Raw genomic sequence first — 20,424 nt, 5'->3', positions numbered from 1 at the left:
GAATATGAGAATAAGTGATGAATAGATGCGGGCAGGCCTGAATAAGCTGTAAATATGGTCAAGCATCATGTGAGAAAGGGGCAGCTCTCCGTATGACATCCAGTGCTATAGTTTCCATTGCTTATTTTCTCCTGCTCGTCCCGCTCTATCTACATATGAGATACAGACAGGCGAAAAAGCAAAAACGATTTATCTATTTACGTACAGAATTAGTTCTTGCCTGTCTATTTATTTATACGAATGTTTTATTATATTTGACGGTCTTTCCAAATCGTTTTTCCGCACCAAGGGATCAGGTGAGTGTCAACCTCATGCCTTTGCAGTCCATTTATCAAAATCTTCACGCCTACCATCACGGCTATCCCAATCTTGTTTTTTTAAATCTGGCAGGGAACATTTTGTTATTTGTGCCACTTGGTTTTTTTCTATATCAAGCATTTCGTACCATGCGCTGGCAAAAGGCGATTCTTGCTGGCTTTTTCTTGTCAACAATGATTGAAGTGCTTCAATGGATGTTCTCGCAATCTGGTATCATTACAAGAAGCAGCGATATTGATGATATCCTCTTAAATACACTTGGCACAGCGCTAGGTTGTATCTTGTATCGGATGTATCGACGAAGGAAGGAGAAAATCAAGTGAAGCGAGTTTGTATCATTCCATGTGGGGCTAAGAAAATTTGGGACGTCCATCCAGAGGCAGGGAGCCAGCCGGCGAATCTTGTTTATTTAAGTCCGCTGCATCAGTGCACGAAAAGCTATGCCCAAACGTTCTTTTCAGACTGGCTGATCTTATCAGCGAAGCATGGATTCTTAAAGGCAGATGAGATCATTCATGAAAATTATGATGTGGCTTTTGGTACACCGCATGCTGATCAAATGACACGAGAAGCACTAAGGCAACAATTTCATGAAAAACATCTCACTGCATATGATGAACTAGTGATTCTAGGTGGAAAGAAATATCGAAAGGTGATCGATCCTTTGTTACTTCCTCATCAAACAGCGATTTATCCGCTGGCTCCATATAAAGGAATTGGCTACATGCTTCAGGCGTTAAAGCAAGCCGTTGAGACAAAAGTAGAACTTCCGCCGCATATTTAAACCATTCACATCTACTGGTAGGCAGGGTTTTGATCATCAAAAAGAGAATGAATGAAGTAGCGATGCTGATTGTTTCATATCTTTTCAGCAGCCACTAGGATGTCCGCATCGCTTAGAAGAGGTGGCTATTTGAAAAAGGGGGCGTATGAACATGACAACCATCTATTTAGCTGGTGATTCAACCGTTTCATCTTACCCAGACCGTCCTGTTCAAGGAGGATGGGGAGAGTTTTTACATCGCTATACAGCGCAAGGCGTGAGCGTCGAAAACCGTGCAATCGGTGGAAGAAGCTCAAAAACATTCATTGAAGAAGGACGGCTTGATGACATATTGGCTGACATTCAGCCAGGGGATTGGCTGTTCACACAAATGGGGCACAATGATGCTTCAACGGAGAAGCCCGAGCGGCATACAGATCCTTTCACGACGTATAAAAGCTATTTGTCTCAATATATTCATGGAGCAAGAGCGAAAGGAGCAACACCGCTTTTATTAACGCCAGTCGGCCGCTTTCATGAAAAAGACGGTGAATATATCAATGATTTCCCTGATTACTGTGCCGCTATGAAAGAACTAGCCGATGAAGAAGAGGTCCTGCTCGTTGATTTGAATACGGCAAGCCTTCAGTTTTATCAAATTTCCGGCATAGAGAAAACGACCTCTTACTTTATGCTGTCAACAGGCATAGAGGATCGCACGCACTTTACAAAAGAAGGAGCAGATGCGATCGCACGACTTGTTTCGCTTGAATTAAAAGACCTTGGATTAACGATTGTGTGATGGATGACAGGACGAGTAAGCGCTCGTCCTGTTCTTTTTTGCAGAAAGCTATTGATTCCTTTCACCAGAGTAGACTACAATAGATACAAATGATAATGAGAATCAATATCACTGACAAATAGATCAATCGATGAAAAACTGGAGGGACTCAAATGACAGAGCAGCTTGAATTGTTTGACGTCACCATTATTGGCGGCGGTCCAGCAGGAATGTACACCGCCTTTTATAGTGGGATGCGAGACTTAAAGACCAAGGTACTTGAATACAACGAAAGCCTTGGTGGAAAAATCCTTCTGTATCCTGAAAAAGTCATTTGGGATGTAGGGGGTTTGCCGCCAACAAGAGGAGAACAGCTGATTCAGCAGCTGGAAACGCAGGCGAAAACATTTGAACCAGAGATTGCACTGAATCAGAAAATCACGTCTTTTGAACGAGATGAACATCATCACATCTTGCTGACGGCTGAAAATGGTGATCGCCATTTGACGAAGACCCTCATTTTAGCGATGGGCCACGGCATTCCTGTCCAGCGGAAACTTGAAATCGAGCATGCAGACCGCTATGAAGTGACAAACCTTTATTACACAGTGCAGGAGCTTAAGACATTTGCAGGAAAGCGGGTTGTTATCTCTGGAGGCGGCGACTCAGCGGTTGACTGGGCAAATGCGCTTGTTCCGATTGCTGAAAGTGTGACCGTCGTGCATCGCCGTGACATGTTTGGCGGACATGAGAAAAACGTCGCCAACATGAAGGCATCTTGCACACGAATTTTAACCCCGCATGAACTGACAGAACTTCATGGTCAAGGCGATAAAATTGATGCTGTCACCATCCAAAACATAGAGACAGGTGAAATCGAACGAATGGAAACAGACGCTGTCATCGTCAATCACGGCATGAAAGGTGATTTAAGTGTATTATCAGAATGGGGACTCAAGCAAGGTGAATGGGGACTGATCGAGGTCAATGAAAAAATGGAAACCAATTTACCGGGTGTCTATGCGGTAGGTGATTTATGTACACATAAAAGCAAGGTCCGCTTAATAGCTGGGACATTTGTTGACGGAGTCAATGCGCTCAATAGCGCAAAGCTTTATATCGAACCAGAAGCCGAAAAAGTGGCGTACGTGTCCTCACATAATGAACGCTTTAAAGAGAAAAACAAAGAATTGCAAACGGCTGGAGCTCGTTAAATCATTCAAATCACATCATAAAAGTGCTGCCCGCATGTGGCAGCACTTTTTATGTGGGACTATGAACTGCGGGGCGCAAATAACATCACACTGACCCCGGCTAAATAGATCAAAGCACCTATCCAGTCGTAAGAAAAAGGGAACTTTTTGGCAAATGAGACGTAGTACATATGGAGGTGAAACAGATGAAATCATACATAGAAAAAGAACTATTTCTCTTATCAGTCAGACACGCATGTATTGCATGTTATTTTTTAGTATTTCCGTTTGCTGCACAAGTCCTTTATACCCCATCACCTTTATTGATCGCCCTCATCGCTCTTTTTATGACTCATAACTTAGTAGAATGTATCATTTGGTTTTACAAATCGAGAAAGATCAGGAAGCACCAGTCTGGTGATCTATCGAAACGAGGACATGTCTTTACTCAGCTCATGCAGAGGCTGGAACAGCTGATCATGATCGGTTTTGTTGTTTTCTTTATCACTGAATGGATGCAGGGAGCGGCTGATCTCCAAACTCTTTCACTAGCTGTTTTTCTATTGATGATTTTTTTCCTACAGCACATTCAGTTTTATTACGTCCAGCTATTCTTTAAATCCAAAAGCTGGTTCTCCTATGTTCCTTCATTGCAAAAGGCACGTCCTTCTTATATAGCGAGGGAGCGAAAGGCTTTGAAGAGATCCTAAATGTGCAACCTATCCAAAAACATCAGAAAATTATGATAAAATGTGGAAAAGAAGCATGGAGAAAGGGAGTGCGAGCGAGTGAAAGCCGTTGGACTATTGGAGTACTTACCGATTGAGCATGAGCAAAGCCTGATGGATCAGGAAGTAGAAAAGCCTAAAGCAATGGGCAGGGATATACTGGTGAAGGTAGAGGCAGTCTCAGTGAATCCAGTTGATACAAAGGTGAGGTCACCGAAGGATCAGAAGGAAGAAAAACTGAAAATTCTTGGCTACGATGCAAGCGGCACGGTTGTTGAAGTCGGTGAAGCGTGTACATTATTTCAGCCTGGTGACCACGTGTACTATGCGGGAGATATCACGCGTCAAGGCTCAAATAGTGAGTATCAGCTTGTGGATGAACGGATTGTGGCGAAAAAGCCTGCCAATCTCTCCTTTGCAGAAGCAGCCGCGATGCCTCTTACGACGATTACGGCATATGAAGCGTTATTTGACCGGATGCATATGAAGCGAAATGCAGAAGGGGCAACACTGCTCATCATCGGTGGTGCAGGCGGGGTAGGTTCTATCGCCATTCAACTAGCCAAATTAGCGAATGCCACTGTGATCGCCACCGCATCAAGACCTGAAACAAAAGAGTGGTGTCTGTCATTAGGTGCCGATCATATCATTGATCATCATGAGCCGCTTCTCGCGCAGCTTCAGGAAAAAGGAATAGGCGAAGTGGATTTTATTTTATGCTTAAATGACACAGATGGACATTTCAAAGGCATGGCAGAAGCCATAAAACCCCAAGGCACGATCTGTACCATTGTCGAGAATCAACACAATCTAGACATTCAATTACTCAAAAATAAAAGTGCCGCATTTGTATGGGAGTTCATGTTCACACGCCCTATGTACAAAACAGCGGACATGATCAAACAGCATGAGCTTTTAACAGAGGTAGCTGAGTTATTTGAACAGGGAACATTAACGCATACCTTAACAAAGGTTCTCAGTCCGATCAATGCCGCTCATTTGAAGCAGGCGCATCAAACGCTTGAGCAAGGAAAAATGATTGGCAAATTTGTGCTAGAAGGATTTTAAGAGAGGGGAGAGCGTATGACGTCATTACAATATCCGATTGGCTTATATGAACCGGTTGAAGAAAAAACGAAAGAACAGCTTGAGGCATGGATTGATCAGTTGGCTGCGATTCCACAAGAGTATGAAGCGGTGACTTATCAGTTGACAGATGCTCAGCTAGATACACCCTATCGGCCTGGAGGATGGACCGTCCGTCAGCTCATTCATCACGTAGCAGACAGTCATCTGAATGCATACTTACGATTCAAGCTTGCACTCACAGAAGAAACACCGCACATACGTCCATATGATCAGACGGGATTCGCCGAGCTTCCAGACACCAAAGCGCCCATCAGCCTATCACTGCCCTTAATCAGCAGTCTGCATCGCAGGTGGGTTACATTACTTCGAGGGATGTCAGAGGAAGACTTCACTGCGTCCTATTATCACCCAGCCGATCAACAAACGGTGTCCTTATATGATGCAACAGGAATGTACGTCTGGCATTCAAAGCATCACCTTGCCCATATCACGGAATTAATGAAAAAAAATCACTGGAATTAAAGGAGTCATCACATGTCTGGTAGAAGAATTGTCGGCGCCATGTTTATTTGCATGGCGGCATTGTTTTATCTAGCGAAATACGTACTTTTCGAGATTCACTATTCTGGAACGAGTTTCGCTGAGGATGTAAATGAATTCCAACTTCTTGAAGAGGTGCTGCCTGGCGGTACGTGGATCAGCATCCTTTTTCTCATCATCGGTTTAGCCTATCTTTTATGGGATGACAGGGGAGTTATTCAAAAAACGTTTATCCTCTCAGATAAACAAGTAGAAGAAGAAATAAAAAAGACGGACCTCAAGTGACCGTCTTTTTTCCTTTTCATGTTTAGCCGCGTTCAGGACGCAGTGCTTTTTCTAAAATAGCTAGACCTTCGTTGACTTTTTCTTTTTCCTCGTCATTGAGCCGTTGCAGGGAATTTTTGATTTTTTCGTGTCCTTTTTGATAAATGCTTCTGAAAATATTTTTCGCTTCCTCCGTTAGTTCGACGACAATGATTCTCCGGTCACGCTCAGAGTGTTTTCGCTCGACAAAGTGAGACTGTTCTAACCGGTCAAGCAGACCTGTCATATTGGATAGAGAAGCGCCCATTTTTTCAGCGATTTCGGATACTTTGAGAGAGCCATGGTTATTGAGCAGCATGAGCACCTTCATTTGAGGCATACTCATATCGAGCTTCATCCATTCTGAAACATCTCCAAGACCTGCAGCTGTGAGTACTTTCATATAAAGCACCCATGTCTTTTTTTCCTCTGGAGATAGAATCTCTTCTTTTAATACAGTGGTGTCATGAATATTATATTCCACGCTTGTTCACTTCCTTTAAGCGGCTCTTTTCTCTATACTACTGATTTTTACTTCTAATTGAAAGGTTCGTCAAGCTTTTGAATGTTAAACTGCATGAATCAAGTGGTATTTGTTGTATAATAATGTTCAGTCTAAATAAATGAAGCAACCTAGAAAGTTGGGGAAAACATGTGGAACAAAAAAACGGGTATGACGATCTTAAAAATGCTTTTTCCGATCGTGATCATCCTTGTCTTAATTTTTGTCGCCAAGCAGGAGCTGAGCGGCCTTTCCATTAAAAAGACGTTTTATATTATTGACAGCTTGAATCGAATGGACTTGTTTATTCTTGTCTTTCTTGGACTTGTCGCAGTGTTATCGATGTCCTTATATGATTTTATTTTACGAAGAAGCCTTAATATGCCCATCAGCGGCTGGAAAACGATTCGCATTTCTTGGATTGCGAACTCCTTTAACAGTGTCCTTGGGTTCGGCGGTCTATCAGGAGCAGGGCTTAGAACGCTTCTATACAAGGAGTACATAACCGATACGAAAAAACTGCTGAAAGGCATTGCCCTTTTGACTTCCTCGGTCCTTTTGGGCTTATCTATTTTCAGTGATCTGATCTTGGTGAGGGTGCTTCCTGTTGAAAGTATTATCAGCCAAGAGCCGTGGCTATGGGCCTTTGTTATCATCTTTGCCTGTATTGTACCGATATATATCATCATGGCATCAATTCGAAAAAGCTCGATTGAGAGCGGTGAAAATGGACTGAAGCATCCAATTTACGCTTATATCGGTGCATCGTTTTTAGAATGGCTGGCAGCTGGTCTTGTCATGTACATGGCTGTCGTCTCTATGGGGATGAATGTCGATGTCCGGATTGTATTAGGCGTATTTGCGATTGCGTCAATCGGCGGTTTAATCAGTATGGTTCCGGGCGGATTTGGTTCGTTTGATCTCATCTTTTTACTCAGCATGCAGTACATTGGGTTTGATAAAGAGATGGTGCTGACGGCGCTCGTTTTGTACCGCTTCGTGTACTCGATTTTCCCGTTTATCCTTGGGCTTTGTCTAGCTGCTTACGATTTAACGGGAACGACGCTTAGACGTCTTGAAGGCAATCCGAGAATGGCACCTGCCATAGAAACAACGAACGTCTTAATTGTGTTGCACCGTGCTTTATTAATCCGTTTATTGTACGGATCATTATCAATTTTAACCTTCGGAAGCGGCTTGCTCATCATGGCGTCTGTTGTGCTTCCTGTCGATCGATTAGGCGTGATTACCAGCATTCCACGCTTTCTGTTATCAGGATTTAATGGTCTTTCTTTAATGTTCGGAATCATTCTGATGATATTGTCCATTGAAGTGTATAAACGAACAAAAAGATCGTACGTGCTGACGATGATCGCCCTAGCAGGCGGCTTTGTGTTTACTTTGTTAAAAGGATTTAACCTGAGTCTCATCTTTATTCTGCCAGTCATCATGGCTGTATTTTTCTCTCTTCGAAATCAATTTGTGAAGCAGCAGGCCCCTTATTCGTTGTATCAGTTTGTGGCGGCCGCCGCTGGATATTTACTCGTGCTGTTTAACTATAATGTCATCGGCAACTTTATTTGGACAAAAATTGGGCATTTCTTGAGTAAGGATTACCTGGTGCATAATGAACGGCATATCACGATGACGAGCATGATTGCTCTCATCGGTGTACCACTTTTCTTTTTCATTAGTAAATTGATTTTTAATAAAAAAGCATTTCCTATTGGAGAAATAGCAGATGAGGAAAAATTAAAAACGTTTTTAGAGGAAAAGGGCGGAAATGCCCTCAGTCATCTTGGCTTTTTAGGCGATAAAAAATTATTTTTCTCAAGTGATGGAGAGGCGATGCTTCAATTTGGACGAATTGGCCGCTGCGTCATTGTGCTCGGAGATCCCTCTGGACGTAAAGCGTCCTATCCACTTGTGCTTGAGGAGTTTTTACAGCAGACCGAAAAAGCAGGCTATCGTGTCGCTTTTTATCAAGTAGAACGGGAAGGGATGGCGCTTTATCATGACTTAGGCTTTCATTTCTTTAAGCTTGGAGAAGAAGCCATGGTCGATTTAGAAACGTTCTCTCTCTCCGGTAAGAAAAAATCAAATTTACGGGCTGTGGCCAATAAGTTTGAACGAGAAGGCTATACGTTTGAAATGCTGGAACCGCCTTTTTCAGATGAGTTCATTTCAACCTTAAAACAGATTTCTGACAGCTGGCTCGGAAAGAAAAAAGAAAAAGGATTTTCGCTCGGCTATTTTCAAGAAGATTATCTTCAAAAAGCACCGGTTGCGATTCTGAAGGATGAACAAGGGGAGATCATTTCTTTTGTGTCACTAATGCCGATGTATCAAGAAGGGGAGATTTCCATCGACTTAATGCGTCATATGCATGATGCACCGAACGGGATGATGGATGCGCTGTTTATCCACCTTTTTCAATGGGCGAAAGAAAAAGGCTACAAATCCTTTAACATGGGAATGGCGCCTTTATCAAATGTAGGGACGTTTCATCAGTCCTTCCTCACGGAGCGTTTGGCGAGTGTCATTTTCAACAACGTCAGATTTATGTACAGCTTCAGCGGATTAAGGTCGTTTAAACAGAAATATAAACCCGAGTGGCGCGGAAAATATTTAGCGTATAAAAAGAATACATCATTACCTGTCACAATGGTGCTTGTCACCAAGCTGATTGGGATGGACCCAAATCGCAACCGGCGTCCATAGATCCAAAACCTTTACCTTTCACTAGGTGAAGGTTTTTTTAGACAAAAGAATAGCAAAAGTGGTAAAGTTGAAGGGTAAGGGGGATGTAAATATGACATTAAATGAATGGTTTACAAAGGGATTAACTGAACGTACATATGTACACAACATGGAGAAAAACCGAGAAAATCTGCTCACGGTGTACAATCAGTACGCAATTCATCAAAAAGAAAAAGAGCTGCTTCAAAAGCTGCAAAAGAAAAAGCTCAGAGCGCTTGTCATCACAGCGGATTGGTGCGGGGATGCGATGGTCAATGTACCAATTTTCATGCGTATCGCGAGTGAAGCACTCATTGATGCGCGCTATTTCATTCGGGACGAGCATCTAGACCTGATGGATCAGTATTTAACGAACGGGACCGCAAGATCGATTCCGATTATCGTGATCATTGATCAGGACGGGAATGAAGTAGGAAAATGGGGGCCACGCTCAACAGAAGCACAGCGCTTTGTTGATGAGAAAAAACCAGACAAGGATGCACCTGATTTTGAAGAAGCTTTTCAAGTATTTGCGAAAGAAGCCGCACATCACTATACGACAGATCGTTACTTATGGAAAGATATTGAGAAAGAAATAGTAGAAGTTTTGGAAAAAATATAAACCAAAAGACTACTTCGCCGCAACGGGAAGTAGTCTTTTTTTATCTTGTTTTTGCGTCTCACCTACAAAACACCGCATAAAGATGTAGAAAAACCGCAGAATTCTACAAAAAACCGCAGAAAACCGCAAAGCATCACGATTTTCCCAACCATTTTTAGTTGAAAAACCTCATATGTGCCATGAAAACCTCAATTTTGCCCTTATCTAAAGGCTCATATAACGCACGTTGGTTTGCTTTTTCCCAATACAAGAGGCCCAGCAACTATAGTAATCTAGTTGTAATCTCCTTTGAACGAACTAAAAAACAAATGACGGAAAAGGGCTGGCGATCAATCTATGAAAAAAATCATTTATCTCGATCAAGAAAAAAAGAAGCTCGCTGAATCGAAAAAAAGAGAACAGCGTTCCATCAAATCACTTAGGCTGCTTGTGTTTTATGACGGGCAAAGTCCTTCATGTGCAAAAGCGATTGACTTGTTGAAAGCTCTCGATTGGAAGAACCGTATTCATTTTGAATCCTTTAGGCATTCGCAACTGCTCAAGCTGAACAAAATAAGTGAAGAGAAGGCAGAAAAACGAATCGTGTCTATTTCCTTAGCCAAAAACCAAAAAAATTCGGGGATCTATACGTGGCTGCGAATTGCCTGCAATATCCCTGCATTATGGGGAACGGTCCCATTCATCGTGCTCAGCATTTGGTTAGGCTTTGGACAGCATGCGTATGATTATTTTGCGAGAAAACGGTACATTCATTCTGTCAAACAAGTCACTCGTCCTGGTACAGATCAACAGAAGACCATTTAATGAATTGGAAAAGCATGACCTTCGATCGGCAGAAGGTCATGCTTTTTTGTAATAGGGAACATATGATGCTAAGTGATCAAGCAGCGTTCTCGTATAGGACATATATGCACGTTCGTCAAGCTCAGAAGCCGCATAGGAAAGCAAGGTTCTAAGAGCAAACAAGTACTCACTGTGCAGCTCATTTTGTTTAAAGTAAGGAAGGGCTGCTTCGATCAAATAGGTTTTCAAATCAAGAGGGTTTTCCTCAATCATCAATTTATAGATTTTGATCATATATAAACAATTTGGCTGAATACGAGGCTGTTTTAAGAGCTCGTGTATGTAGGGAAGTGCCTTTTTGCGGTCGTATTCAGCATATAATGTCGCAATTTCATACAATGTTTCACAGTAACGGTCTTCTATCTGTTCTTGATTAAAGTAATTGAGTGAATCTAGTAAATAAGGCACAGCTGAAGAGAAATCGCCTTTACGTTTTAAGAGCACCCCGTAATAAAAATAAGCCGTCATTTTAATATAGGCATCAGGATAAAGGGACGTGTGCATAATCACTTCTTTTAAATATTTCTTCGCCGTTTGAAAGGCTTTTAGTTCCAGTGAGATCACGCCATGAATGAGTGTACAGTGAATAATCCGCTTGAAATTGTTCTTTTGTCTATATAAATCCATCGCTTGATGTGTCGCTTCAAGCGCATCACCAAGATGTCCCATATTTCCGAGTGCTTTTGCATAGTGATAATATAGGTCACTTTGTTCAACAGACGCGTAAGAAAAGCAGCTCTCAAGTTTTTTTAAGCCTTCTTCAAGCTGACCATTTTTTATTAGATGAATGCCATCTAAATATTCGAAAATTTCTTTTTCTGTTTCAATAAAGGTTTTTTCAAACTTTTTAAGCACGCGGTGTGTTTTTAAGGCAAGCGGCTGTTTGTCCGTTAATAAATAAAATTGAAATAAGGACAGATGATACTGAATGCCTAAATCCAGCGAAAAGAACTGTTCCTCGTGCTGAATGATCATTTCTGCATTTTGTTCTGCCTGATCGAGTGCATAGAAATACATATTCATTTGAAACTCGTCCAAGAGTGACAGCAGGTGACGCGCCTTTTGTGACAGCGTTTCTTGACTGATGCCCAGCCGTTCAAGCAGTAAATTGATGGTATCTTGATTGGCCTCCTTTGAGCCATTTTCGATTTTACTTAAATGAGAGACAGAACAAATTCCTTCTGCCAATTCAGATTGGGTCATATTTTGTTTATAACGGTAGAGCTTGATGATTTGCCCGATATTGATTTTCATTCCATCCAGAAGCCTCCCTTCCAATCATGGGTTGAAAGCCTTTTGACAAAATAACCGAATCAGACAAAATGGGAATACCTGAAACCATTTCATCATCCTGGTTTTTTTATCAAAATTTGTTTAAAACGTAATATGATTGTAACATTACTTGAAAAAGTCAAACAACTTTTTAGCAGACAGGAAGGGAAACACCATTTGCAAATTACCCTAAATGATGTTTATAATGTGAATGAGAATCAATTTCAATTAAGATTGATTGAAAGGATGACAGATATGCCAGAAATCAAACAACAAACAGAAGCGTTAACGATTCGAGACGCTGTCAGATATAGACGATCCATTCGAAAATTCAAAGAGACGCCGGTGACCATTGAGCAGCTTCAGCCGTTATTAGAGGATGCAGTCTATGCACCGAACCATAAAATCACGGAGCCATGGCGCTTTCTATATGCGGTGACGGATGAGGCCAAAGCAACTTTTGTTGATCGCTTCATTGCGTTCTTTCAGCGCAACAACCCAGATGCAAAGGAAGAAAAGATCAATCAATATAGAGATTACTTTTCTAAGGTCCCAGCGCTTTTACTTGTCGTGCTAAAAGAAGACGAGAACCCTGTGGTGAGAAATGATGATTTTGCCGCCGTGAGTGCGCTTATTCAAAACTTCCAGCTGCTTGCGTGGGATCAAGGGATCGGTATGGTCTGGAAGAGCGGCCGCATTTTATATGACAAAGGCTTTCAACAAGACATGGGCTTAAAGGAAAACGAGCGTTTTGCTGCGATCCTTCACATTGGTTATCCAGAAGAGGTGCCTGAGGTAAAATCACGTCAGAAAGCATCAAGTCTTTTAACTGAAATTCAATAAAAGAAAAGCAGACCGCTACTAAAGGGTCTGCTTTTTTACTTATTGTTTTTTGGCGCGCTGGTCGGCTGCTTTCATACGTGCCATTGCTTTTACGTCATTCGGATCTGCAAGTTCTTTGGAAAATTCAACATATTCGCCATCCGTCTCTTGTGCTGCAAGCTCATGATTGGATTTTTGGTGTTGGTCTTTTTTCAAAGCCTTTCCCTCCTTTACAAGATCACTTTAGTTATGTGCTTGTTGGAGTGGAATATCCATCTTATTTGTTTCTTTTTTCTGCTGCTCTTTCCGCTTTTTTGAATTCCTGCTGATACAGGACTTCCTGGGTTTTCTTCAGCTTTGAAGTTGGCTGGTGTTCTTTTTTCTTCATCAAAATTGCCCCCTCATCTTATTTCTAATAGGATGGGTGTTTTTGACAAAATTTATTCCTCTGAATGCAAAATGGTTTCTTTTAATTCAGGATGCAAAAAGTCATAAGAAGAAAGCAATGCCTTTTTCGGCAGCGCACGCTGGCCTTCTAAAACAAGTAATGACATTTCGCCAAGTGCCGTTTGAATGACAAAGGATGGGACCTTCAGCCAGTGGGGGCGGTGAAGGGCAGACGCAATCGTTTGTCCGAGCTGCTTCATTTGCACAGGATTCGGTGATGTGACATTGAGTGGACCTGAGATGTCGTCATGGTGTATCGCATAAGCAATAAGGTGTGCCACATCTTCGACATGAACCCATGAAACCCATTGCGAACCAGAGCCGATCGTCCCGCCGGCAAACAGCTTATATGGCAGAGTCATCAGTGGCAGTGTACCATTTTCTCCTAACACGACACCAAAGCGTGTGTAGACGGTACGAATGCCAAGTGCTTCAATCTTTTGCCCCTCAGCTTCCCAACGCTTTGAGGTATGGCTTAAGAAATCAGTATCCGCAGGAGGTGATTCCTCCGTAAAATCTCCTGTTTGAGACGTGCCATAAATTCCGACAGCACTAGCTTGAATGAGCACAGATGGTTTCGATTCCTGCGCTTCTATAATGCGTCTCACTTCTTGTGTGGATTGAATACGGCTAGAGAGGATGCCTTCTTTTGCCTTGTCTGTCCAGCGGGTGAAAATGGATTTTCCAGCAAGGTTAATCCAGACATCAATGGCAGGCAGTTCATGCTCAGGCGCAGCACCTTCTGTCAGCCACTGCACATAGTGTAAATGATTTTGTTCGGATTCCTTTGGATTTCTTGTTAAAATATATAGATGATGTCCTTCAGCAGCGAGCACTTTTGTGACGTGCTGGCCGATAAAACCGGTTCCTCCGGTGATGGCGATATTCAATTGACATCTCTCCTCTCATATACATACCTATACCTTTCACGATTTTGAATCAGAAGAAACATCCTGACTGTATTAAAAAAGGAGTGATCACAGGATGCCCTATATTACAAAAATCTCCGCTCAGAAAAACAATACAGAGCGGGTGAACATCTTTCTTGATGAAAAGTACGCCTTTAGCGTTGATCTAGATGTGCTCGTCCAGCACGACTTAAAAAAAGGGAAAGAGCTGGACGAAGCAGATATCATTGAAATTCAATTCGGTGATGCTGTGAAAAAAGGATTTCAGCAGGCCGTCGATTATTTATCCTACCGAATGAGATCGGTGAAAGAAGTGACCGATTATTTGACGAAAAAAGAAATTCCAGCGCCTGCTATTAGTGAAATTATACACAAATTAAAGCATTACAAGTATGTAAATGATCTTGAATTTGCGGAAGCCTATGTAAGCACCCACCGTAAAACGAACAGCAAAGGGCCGTCCGTCCTGAAAAAAGAGTTAAAGCTTAAAGGGATAGACGATGACACCATTGAACAAGCGCTATCGCAATATCCTGATGACTTACAGCTGGAGGAAGCCGTCAATCAGGTTCTCAAGCTTGTGAGAAAAGAAAAGAATCGTTCTGCAAAAGAGATCGAGCAGCGCATCAAGCTTCAGCTTCAGCGAAAGGGATTTTCGTTTGCGATTATTGATAAAGCCCTTCAAGAAGCCTATGATGGACAAGAAGAGGAAAAGGAAGAAGAAGCCCTCCTCTATATGCTGGAGAAGGCAAAACGCAAGGTAGGATATGACGGATCATTTGAAAAGAAGATGAAAGTGAAGCAGTTTTTATTCAGAAAAGGCTTTGATCTCGATACAATTGATCACGTTTTAGACAAAGGGGAATGACAGATGGAAAAACGTTATAGTGAGATGACGGAATACGAATTGAAGCAGGAAATTGCCTCTCTTTCTGAAAAAGCACGAAAGGCTGAGCAGCTTGGCATTGTCAATGAATATGCCGTCTTAGAACGGAAAATCGATATGGCCAAAGCCTACTTATTAGATCCCGCCCTCATTCAAACCAAAACGACTTATCAAATCAAAGATACAGACGAGCAATTTTACGTGGAATATTTAAATGGCGTATTTGCGTGGGGATACAGAGTATCGGCTCCAAATAAGGAAGATGCCCTGCCGATTTCAATGCTTACGCAAAAGGACTGATCCGGCGTGTAGGCAAACCCTCGCATTCGGTGTCAGGTCTGCGCGCCGGTGCTCGTCCTTCCTAGGGCTGCAAAGGTTTTCTATCACGCTGAAAAGAAGACAAAGGACTGATCCTAGAGATCAGTCCTTTTCTTTACTTCGAACGCTGTTTACGGACGTTGTTCTGAAGTACGATGTCGTGCTGCGTTTGCTGCGTTTCTCCGTTGACCTGAGAGGCAGAATGCTTTGCATTCGCCCATGGTTGAGGGTAAGCGGTTGTCCTTAATTGAACAAAGTCTTCCATATACGATTTCCCATTTGAACTCATATCTCAAGCACTCCCTTTGGAAAAATTAGCGTTTCCCTGATGCCCTCATACGTTCCTGTGGACGTGTATTCGTCTCACCATTCGGCCTTTTAGACGCATAAGCATCTGTGGCGCCTGGTTCGCCTTCAAATTTGTGATTCACTTGATTTGGAAAGCCTTTTGCTTTATTACGCATATCGATTCCCTCCAAACAATACAAATCATTTGCGTCTTTTGAAGACGTAAGGGTAGTATATGAAAAAAGAGGTTTTTTTAAAAAGGCACTTTCTGCTAGATGAAGGAGGAACCGACATGGAACAATACTTTGAGCGACTAACAGAACAACTCATGGAAAAAAACAATATGCTGACATATGAAGAAGCACGTACATGGGTAGAGCTGCTTTGGAGTGATTTTGAAACGACCTATGCAAAGGCTGGCCGCAAGTATAAAGGACAGGAAACAACAGAACGGATTGTCCAAGAATGGATTGAGAGCTACGGTGCACAGCTGCATTTATTTCAAAATAAACAATCAAAGGCAAACGAGCATCTGCAAGGGCAGAACAAAGGGCTGCTTCATTAAAAGAAGTGCCCGCTCATCTTTTTCAATAAATAGGAAAATATATAAATAAGCAAACAATTTTATGATACAATACCCAGTCTGTGATCGAAATTACAGGCTTTTTACAATGGTTAAACTTAAAATTACATTAAATTCATCTTACTGAAAATCACTGGAAATAAAACTTTGATATAATGGAACGATTAAAGTGACATGTAATTTATGGATAATAAAAAAGGGTTTCGTTTTCTGACAAAAAAGGAATAATGAACATAACAGACTATGTGAAAAAAGTGAAGAGAAGGTGCGATATGGAACGAGAATTGCTCTCTGTTATAATTCCTTCTTACAATGAAGGTGAAAACATCAGACGAATCTTTGAGGCACTCGAGGAAGAGTTTCGCGATTTTCATTATAACTTTGAAATCATCTTTGTGAATGATGGAAGCAAGGACAACACACTTCAATACATGAGAGAGCTCTCTCGCAAAAGTGCAAAGGTCAAATACATTTCCTTCTCGCGTAACTTTGGGAAGGAAGCCGCTATTCTGGCAGGACTTGAATATGCGAAGGGAGTAGCTGCGATCATCATGGACGCCGACCTGCAGCACCCAACGTATTTGATTCAGGATTTTGTCAGAGGGTATGAAGAAGGCTATCATCAAGTCATTGCCAAACGGAACCGTAAAGGAGACAGCAAGCTTCGCTCTTACTTAGCATCCATGTACTATAAAGTGATGAACAAGGTAGTAGAAGTGGACTTGCGTGATGGCGTCGGGGATTTCCGTTTAATTTCACGCCAAGCAATCGATGCATTGCTTCAGCTGAAAGAGGGAAATCGTTTTTCAAAAGGGCTTTTTTGCTGGATTGGGTTTGAAGAAAAGGTCATCTATTATGAAAATGTAGAAAGACAGCATGGTGATACAAAATGGTCACTGAAGAAGTTATTTAACTATGGCATAGATGGCGTCATTTCTTTTAACAACCGCCCGCTGCGTATTTGTTTTTATACTGGCATACTGATCTTATTCCTCTCTTTGATTTACATCGTGGCCACCTTTATTCAAATTGTCAGAACGGGCGTGATGGTACCGGGTTATTTCACTTTAATATCGGCTGTGCTTTTCCTCGGAGGTGTCCAGCTTTTGAGTCTAGGTGTGATTGGAGAATATATTGGCCGTATTTATTATGAAACGAAAAAGAGGCCGCATTATTTGATCCAAGAATCAAATGTCATGCAGCAAGAGACAAGCTCAAAGGAACAAGACCGAGTGTTAACACAGTTATTTAAATAACGTGGAGTCAAATAACCGGCAAGCACGAATCGCTTGCTGGGTTGTTTTGTTTCAAAGAACAGTGGATCTTTTGTGGAAAGGATTTAGATGATGAAACGTAGATGGATAATCATTGGAATGTGCCTCATTCTTGCTTTATTAGGACACTCCTTTTTCTTATATGAATATACGCAAGGCCGGTACATGACAGGAGATGGGGACGGCATCTCGCAAATGCTCCCATTTAAAAAGCTGCTTTACGACGAATATGTCAAAGGGAATTTCTTTTATTCCTATCAATTCGGTCTAGGCGGCGGTACATACACGCAATTAGGGTATTATTTCACAACGTCGACGGTCTTTATGGTGACAGTCGCTGTCGTCTGGCTGATGAATACGCTTCATTTCATACAGTCAACGGACATTCATTTCTGGGCACATGCTGTGATTTGGCTGAGCGTGATCAAGCTGACGCTCATTCTAATCATCGCTTACCGTGCGCTTCTTTCAATGTTTCAAAATAGACTAAGTGCATTGACAGGTGCCGCAATTTACGGACTGTCTATTGTGTATTTTCGGCATCAAACATTTTGGGAGTTTTTTACCGACAGCATGATGTGGCTTCCGCTGCTTGTGCTTGGGGTTGAACGGATATTCAAAACGGGTAAGCCGGCTTGGTTTATTTTGGCGTGCAGCCTGATGCTCATCAACAACTTTTACTTTGCTTATATTCATTTTATCTTTTTAGCGATCTATCTTGTTTTCAGATATATGATCAAGCTGCGAAGTGAGGAGCGCGGGTGGAAGGTGTTCTGGACGCTTGCGATCTCTACGCTGTTATCCTTTGGGATCAGTGCCGCTTTTTTTATCCCGTCTGTTTATGGCTTTCTCAATAATGTAAGACCACCATATGATCAATCTATACCTTGGTTTGATCTGCATGATCATCTGCTGTTTATGAGCAGGGTATATTTATTACCCGTGATTTTTCTGATTTGTCTGTTCCTCGTTCCGCTTTACCGGAACAGATGGTTTTTCATGTTCACATCCATCAGTATCCTGCTCATTATTTTTCACTTTAGCCCAAAGATGGCGAGCGTGTTTAATGGTTTTTCGGCACCGCAGTACAGATTTGAATACATTCTTGCCTTTACAGTTGGAGCGGTTGTTGCCATCATGATCAAGCATTTCTCACAAATCGAGTGGAAGTGGAAAAAGCGTGCGGTCTTAGGCGCTTGGATCGTGTTCCTTCTCGCAGTCGCTCTTTCAGAACGAGCAAAGGGAAACATGGATGTCGTTGTGTTTACAGGCATAGGACTGCTTGTGATCAGCTTGTTCTTCCTATGGATGCATGCGGAAAAACGTCAGCACCTTCGTCTCTTTTCAGCTGTGCTTCTTGCCATTAGCCTACTGACAGCAGGCGTGTATCAGCAGGAATACTTATCTGAAAGAAGCAATATAAAGAGCGTATCAGATACGTATCTGAATAGTGAGGCATATGCTGGACATGAGCAAATGAAGCTCATTCAGCAGATTCAAAGCCGCTCAAAAGATCCGCTCGCCCGGATTGATTGGATGAATGGCGTGCGAAACAATACCCCATTATTTGAAGGCTTCCAAGGCATGAGCGTGTATTCAAGTATATTGAATCAGCATTTGCTCAATTTCTACTGGAATGACCTGCAAATCGATATGGGAAGGGAAAGTGTCAGCCGTTATGCAACAATGGGGGACAGGGCGAATTTATACAGCCTGACCTACGGAAAGTATTATATGAGAAACAACATGATGCCTTACTCACCGCCAGCTTATTTTAAGCCAATTTTGAAAAGTGAGCATTATGAGGTATATGAAAATACTCGGTCACTGCCATTTGCAAGAACAACAAGCACCATTTATTCAGAACAATCCTTAAAGGATGCCTCAGCACTTGATAAAGAACATGCGATGTTGCAAGGCGTCATTTTAGACAAAAAAGGAAACGCTGAAATCGAGCGTGCAGCAGATCGAGTCAAAGATACGAATATTCATACGGAACAAGCTGTATACGAACATGGCGTGCTTGATGTATACGGAGAAACAGGCGGTCTGAATATCACACTGCCAGATGACATCACTCGCGCTGGGGATGTGTATGTGAGCTTTTATGTGAAGCGGACCGACCGTAACGCAGGGTTTCAGTTATCCGTTGACGACTACGTCACCTCACGAAAAAGCAATACATCCATCTACAAAACAGGCGTAAATGAAGTGACGATTCGAGTCCCTGCGGAAAAGATCCTCTCCATTCGAGTACCAAAAGGGACATATGAGCTCAATCAAATGAAGCTGTATCAAGAACCTTACCGCGTCCTAGAAAAAGCATATGAAAAAGAAAAACAGGATGATGGCAGCCAAAAAGTAAAGCTTAAAAATAACCGCTTTACGATTTCATATGATAACAAGCGCGGCGATAATTATATGATTCTGCCTGTTCCATATGAAAAAGGCTGGGAGCTCACGGTGAACGGACACAAAACCGATATTGAAAAAGCCAACTACACTTTTATTGGTTTTCCAATAGAAAAAGGAAAAAACGAGATTGTGCTAACCTACTATCCGCCTTATATCAGAATTCTCGCATTGATTTCATTGATCAGTTTGATTGGTGCGATCCTCTATGCACGGAGAAAACACAAGAAACACCACTTTTCATCATAAGTGGTGTTTTTTTATCTTTCTCAAAATTGATACAATCAACATAAAAGCATGAGAATGGGGGAAAACGATTTGACGTTAAACAAAGAATCCATTACTGATCATTATGAACACACCCTTGAATGGGTACAGTCACTAGCGGAAATAACAGACGAAGAATGGCGCAGAGCCATTGCTGATGGAAAGTGGAGCATTGCTGAGATCATCGCACATTTCGTTCCATGGGATGAATTTATTTTACACGATCGTCTAAAGGAATTTTGGAACAATCAAGCGTTACCGCAGGCACCTGATGTGCATGAAATGAATCGACAGTCAGCCGAAAGGGCGAGACACGAAGAGAGAAGCGAGACGATTGGGCGATTTATTGCTGTCAGAACAGAATTGCTTCAAGAAATGAAGAAAATCGAAGCATCTCGTTGGAATACATCCTTTTTGATCGGTCAATCCGAGCTGACGTTATCAAGTTATTTTCAAGGACTGATTGATCACGACATCCATCATATGAAGCAGATCAAAGAAGCGCTCTCTCCAGAAAGACGATAGA

At 42.0% G+C, this 20,424-nt stretch carries 26 protein-coding genes; 18 read left to right on the top strand and 8 right to left on the bottom strand.

Going from position 1 to position 20,424, the window contains the following annotated elements; genetic code table 11:
- Positions 1 to 92: 92 nt before the first annotated feature.
- From C6Y07_RS16800 to C6Y07_RS16785, 4 genes are all read left to right on the top strand, one after another.
- Positions 93 to 641, top strand: coding sequence for a VanZ family protein (locus tag C6Y07_RS16800; RefSeq protein ID WP_034665053.1), 549 nt, complete (start codon positions 93 to 95; stop codon positions 639 to 641).
- Entirely contained in the window at positions 638 to 1,102 is a 465-nt protein-coding gene (locus C6Y07_RS16795) for a DUF6884 domain-containing protein (protein ID WP_060595799.1), read from the top strand. The genes C6Y07_RS16800 and C6Y07_RS16795 overlap by 4 nt, the downstream gene beginning before the upstream one ends.
- Positions 1,103 to 1,253: 151 nt before the next feature.
- Positions 1,254 to 1,883, top strand: coding sequence for a rhamnogalacturonan acetylesterase (locus C6Y07_RS16790; RefSeq protein ID WP_034665049.1), 630 nt, complete (start codon positions 1,254 to 1,256; stop codon positions 1,881 to 1,883).
- Positions 1,884 to 2,035: 152 nt separating this feature from the next.
- Entirely contained in the window at positions 2,036 to 3,076 is a 1,041-nt protein-coding gene (locus C6Y07_RS16785; protein ID WP_060595800.1) for an NAD(P)/FAD-dependent oxidoreductase, read from the top strand.
- 59 nt (positions 3,077 to 3,135) lie between these two features.
- Here the strand turns inward: C6Y07_RS16785 and C6Y07_RS16780 are convergent, their stop codons facing one another.
- Positions 3,136 to 3,246 (bottom strand): YnfA family protein, encoded by a 111-nt coding sequence (locus C6Y07_RS16780; RefSeq protein ID WP_106037171.1) that lies wholly within the window; start codon positions 3,244 to 3,246, stop codon positions 3,136 to 3,138.
- A gap of 15 nt (positions 3,247 to 3,261) precedes the next feature.
- Between C6Y07_RS16780 and C6Y07_RS16775 the strand changes: the two genes are divergently transcribed.
- From C6Y07_RS16775 to C6Y07_RS16760, 4 genes are all read left to right on the top strand, one after another.
- A complete protein-coding gene (locus C6Y07_RS16775; protein ID WP_106037170.1) occupies positions 3,262 to 3,765 on the top strand; it encodes a hypothetical protein in 504 nt (167 codons plus the stop codon).
- A 78-nt stretch (positions 3,766 to 3,843) separates the two neighbouring features.
- A complete protein-coding gene (locus tag C6Y07_RS16770) occupies positions 3,844 to 4,851 on the top strand; it encodes a zinc-binding alcohol dehydrogenase family protein (RefSeq protein ID WP_106157073.1) in 1,008 nt (335 codons plus the stop codon).
- 15 nt (positions 4,852 to 4,866) lie between these two features.
- The gene (locus C6Y07_RS16765) at positions 4,867 to 5,394 is read left to right on the top strand and encodes a YfiT family bacillithiol transferase (protein WP_066031148.1); all 528 of its coding nucleotides are present in this window, start codon (positions 4,867 to 4,869) and stop codon (positions 5,392 to 5,394) included.
- Between the two features lie 12 nt (positions 5,395 to 5,406).
- The gene (locus C6Y07_RS16760) at positions 5,407 to 5,697 is read left to right on the top strand and encodes a hypothetical protein (RefSeq protein WP_060595804.1); all 291 of its coding nucleotides are present in this window, start codon (positions 5,407 to 5,409) and stop codon (positions 5,695 to 5,697) included.
- Between the two features lie 22 nt (positions 5,698 to 5,719).
- Here C6Y07_RS16760 and C6Y07_RS16755 read toward each other — a convergent pair whose 3' ends face one another.
- Entirely contained in the window at positions 5,720 to 6,199 is a 480-nt protein-coding gene (locus tag C6Y07_RS16755; RefSeq protein ID WP_003217817.1) for a MarR family transcriptional regulator, read from the bottom strand.
- 168 nt (positions 6,200 to 6,367) lie between these two features.
- Here C6Y07_RS16755 and mprF point away from each other — a divergent pair, with 168 nt between their 5' ends.
- The 3 genes from mprF to C6Y07_RS16740 all read left to right on the top strand — a co-directional run bounded on the left by mprF (position 6,368) and on the right by C6Y07_RS16740 (position 10,382).
- Entirely contained in the window at positions 6,368 to 8,938 is a 2,571-nt protein-coding gene (mprF, locus tag C6Y07_RS16750; protein ID WP_034665032.1) for a bifunctional lysylphosphatidylglycerol flippase/synthetase MprF, read from the top strand.
- 91 nt (positions 8,939 to 9,029) lie between these two features.
- Entirely contained in the window at positions 9,030 to 9,578 is a 549-nt protein-coding gene (locus tag C6Y07_RS16745; protein WP_034665029.1) for a thioredoxin family protein, read from the top strand.
- A gap of 336 nt (positions 9,579 to 9,914) precedes the next feature.
- Positions 9,915 to 10,382, top strand: a complete 468-nt coding sequence (locus tag C6Y07_RS16740; protein ID WP_066031146.1) for a thiol-disulfide oxidoreductase DCC family protein — start codon at positions 9,915 to 9,917, stop codon at positions 10,380 to 10,382.
- A gap of 36 nt (positions 10,383 to 10,418) precedes the next feature.
- Here the strand turns inward: C6Y07_RS16740 and C6Y07_RS16735 are convergent, their stop codons facing one another.
- A complete protein-coding gene (locus C6Y07_RS16735; RefSeq protein WP_106157071.1) occupies positions 10,419 to 11,675 on the bottom strand; it encodes a transcriptional regulator in 1,257 nt (418 codons plus the stop codon).
- Positions 11,676 to 11,948: 273 nt separating this feature from the next.
- On the opposite strand from C6Y07_RS16735, the gene C6Y07_RS16730 reads away from it, so the two are divergent.
- The gene (locus C6Y07_RS16730) at positions 11,949 to 12,536 is read left to right on the top strand and encodes a nitroreductase family protein (protein WP_060595825.1); all 588 of its coding nucleotides are present in this window, start codon (positions 11,949 to 11,951) and stop codon (positions 12,534 to 12,536) included.
- Positions 12,537 to 12,575: 39 nt separating this feature from the next.
- On the opposite strand, the gene C6Y07_RS16725 is transcribed toward C6Y07_RS16730, so the two are convergent.
- The 3 genes from C6Y07_RS16725 to C6Y07_RS16715 form a co-directional block, all read right to left on the bottom strand.
- Entirely contained in the window at positions 12,576 to 12,731 is a 156-nt protein-coding gene (locus C6Y07_RS16725) for a YfhD family protein (RefSeq protein WP_034665021.1), read from the bottom strand.
- A 61-nt stretch (positions 12,732 to 12,792) separates the two neighbouring features.
- Positions 12,793 to 12,903 carry a YfhE family protein gene (locus C6Y07_RS16720; RefSeq protein ID WP_017358836.1) on the bottom strand — a complete coding sequence of 37 codons (111 nt, stop codon included), beginning with the start codon at positions 12,901 to 12,903 and terminating at the stop codon, positions 12,793 to 12,795.
- Positions 12,904 to 12,955: 52 nt separating this feature from the next.
- A complete protein-coding gene (locus tag C6Y07_RS16715) occupies positions 12,956 to 13,852 on the bottom strand; it encodes a TIGR01777 family oxidoreductase (protein WP_060595805.1) in 897 nt (298 codons plus the stop codon).
- 94 nt (positions 13,853 to 13,946) lie between these two features.
- Here C6Y07_RS16715 and recX point away from each other — a divergent pair, with 94 nt between their 5' ends.
- Together recX and C6Y07_RS16705 are read left to right on the top strand one after the other, a co-directional pair.
- Entirely contained in the window at positions 13,947 to 14,738 is a 792-nt protein-coding gene (gene recX / locus C6Y07_RS16710) for a recombination regulator RecX (RefSeq protein WP_060595806.1), read from the top strand.
- Positions 14,739 to 14,741: 3 nt separating this feature from the next.
- Complete coding sequence (locus C6Y07_RS16705) at positions 14,742 to 15,056, top strand: YfhH family protein (protein WP_034665012.1); 315 nt, start codon at positions 14,742 to 14,744, stop codon at positions 15,054 to 15,056.
- A gap of 133 nt (positions 15,057 to 15,189) precedes the next feature.
- On the opposite strand, the gene C6Y07_RS16700 is transcribed toward C6Y07_RS16705, so the two are convergent.
- A complete protein-coding gene (locus C6Y07_RS16700) occupies positions 15,190 to 15,363 on the bottom strand; it encodes a YpzG family protein (protein ID WP_003217811.1) in 174 nt (57 codons plus the stop codon).
- Between the two features lie 25 nt (positions 15,364 to 15,388).
- Complete coding sequence (locus C6Y07_RS16695) at positions 15,389 to 15,538, bottom strand: small, acid-soluble spore protein K (RefSeq protein ID WP_003217849.1); 150 nt, start codon at positions 15,536 to 15,538, stop codon at positions 15,389 to 15,391.
- A gap of 116 nt (positions 15,539 to 15,654) precedes the next feature.
- Here C6Y07_RS16695 and C6Y07_RS16690 point away from each other — a divergent pair, with 116 nt between their 5' ends.
- From C6Y07_RS16690 to C6Y07_RS16675, 4 genes are all read left to right on the top strand, one after another.
- Positions 15,655 to 15,927 carry a YfhJ family protein gene (locus C6Y07_RS16690; RefSeq protein WP_034665009.1) on the top strand — a complete coding sequence of 91 codons (273 nt, stop codon included), beginning with the start codon at positions 15,655 to 15,657 and terminating at the stop codon, positions 15,925 to 15,927.
- A 290-nt stretch (positions 15,928 to 16,217) separates the two neighbouring features.
- Positions 16,218 to 17,201: a glycosyltransferase family 2 protein gene (locus C6Y07_RS16685; RefSeq protein ID WP_034665005.1), complete on the top strand. Its 984-nt coding sequence runs from the start codon at positions 16,218 to 16,220 to the stop codon at positions 17,199 to 17,201.
- An 87-nt stretch (positions 17,202 to 17,288) separates the two neighbouring features.
- Complete coding sequence (locus tag C6Y07_RS16680) at positions 17,289 to 19,880, top strand: YfhO family protein (protein WP_106157070.1); 2,592 nt, start codon at positions 17,289 to 17,291, stop codon at positions 19,878 to 19,880.
- Positions 19,881 to 19,928: 48 nt separating this feature from the next.
- Positions 19,929 to 20,423 (top strand): DinB family protein, encoded by a 495-nt coding sequence (locus C6Y07_RS16675; RefSeq protein ID WP_066031142.1) that lies wholly within the window; start codon positions 19,929 to 19,931, stop codon positions 20,421 to 20,423.
- Position 20,424 lies beyond the last annotated feature (1 nt).

It is taken from the genome of Bacillus sp. LNXM12-1 (genome assembly GCF_003004375.1).
In the GTDB taxonomy this organism is placed as follows: Bacteria; Bacillota; Bacilli; order Bacillales; family Bacillaceae; genus Bacillus.
The sequence above is the reverse complement of the archived record's forward strand: the minus strand, read 5'-3'. Positions and strand labels throughout refer to the sequence as shown.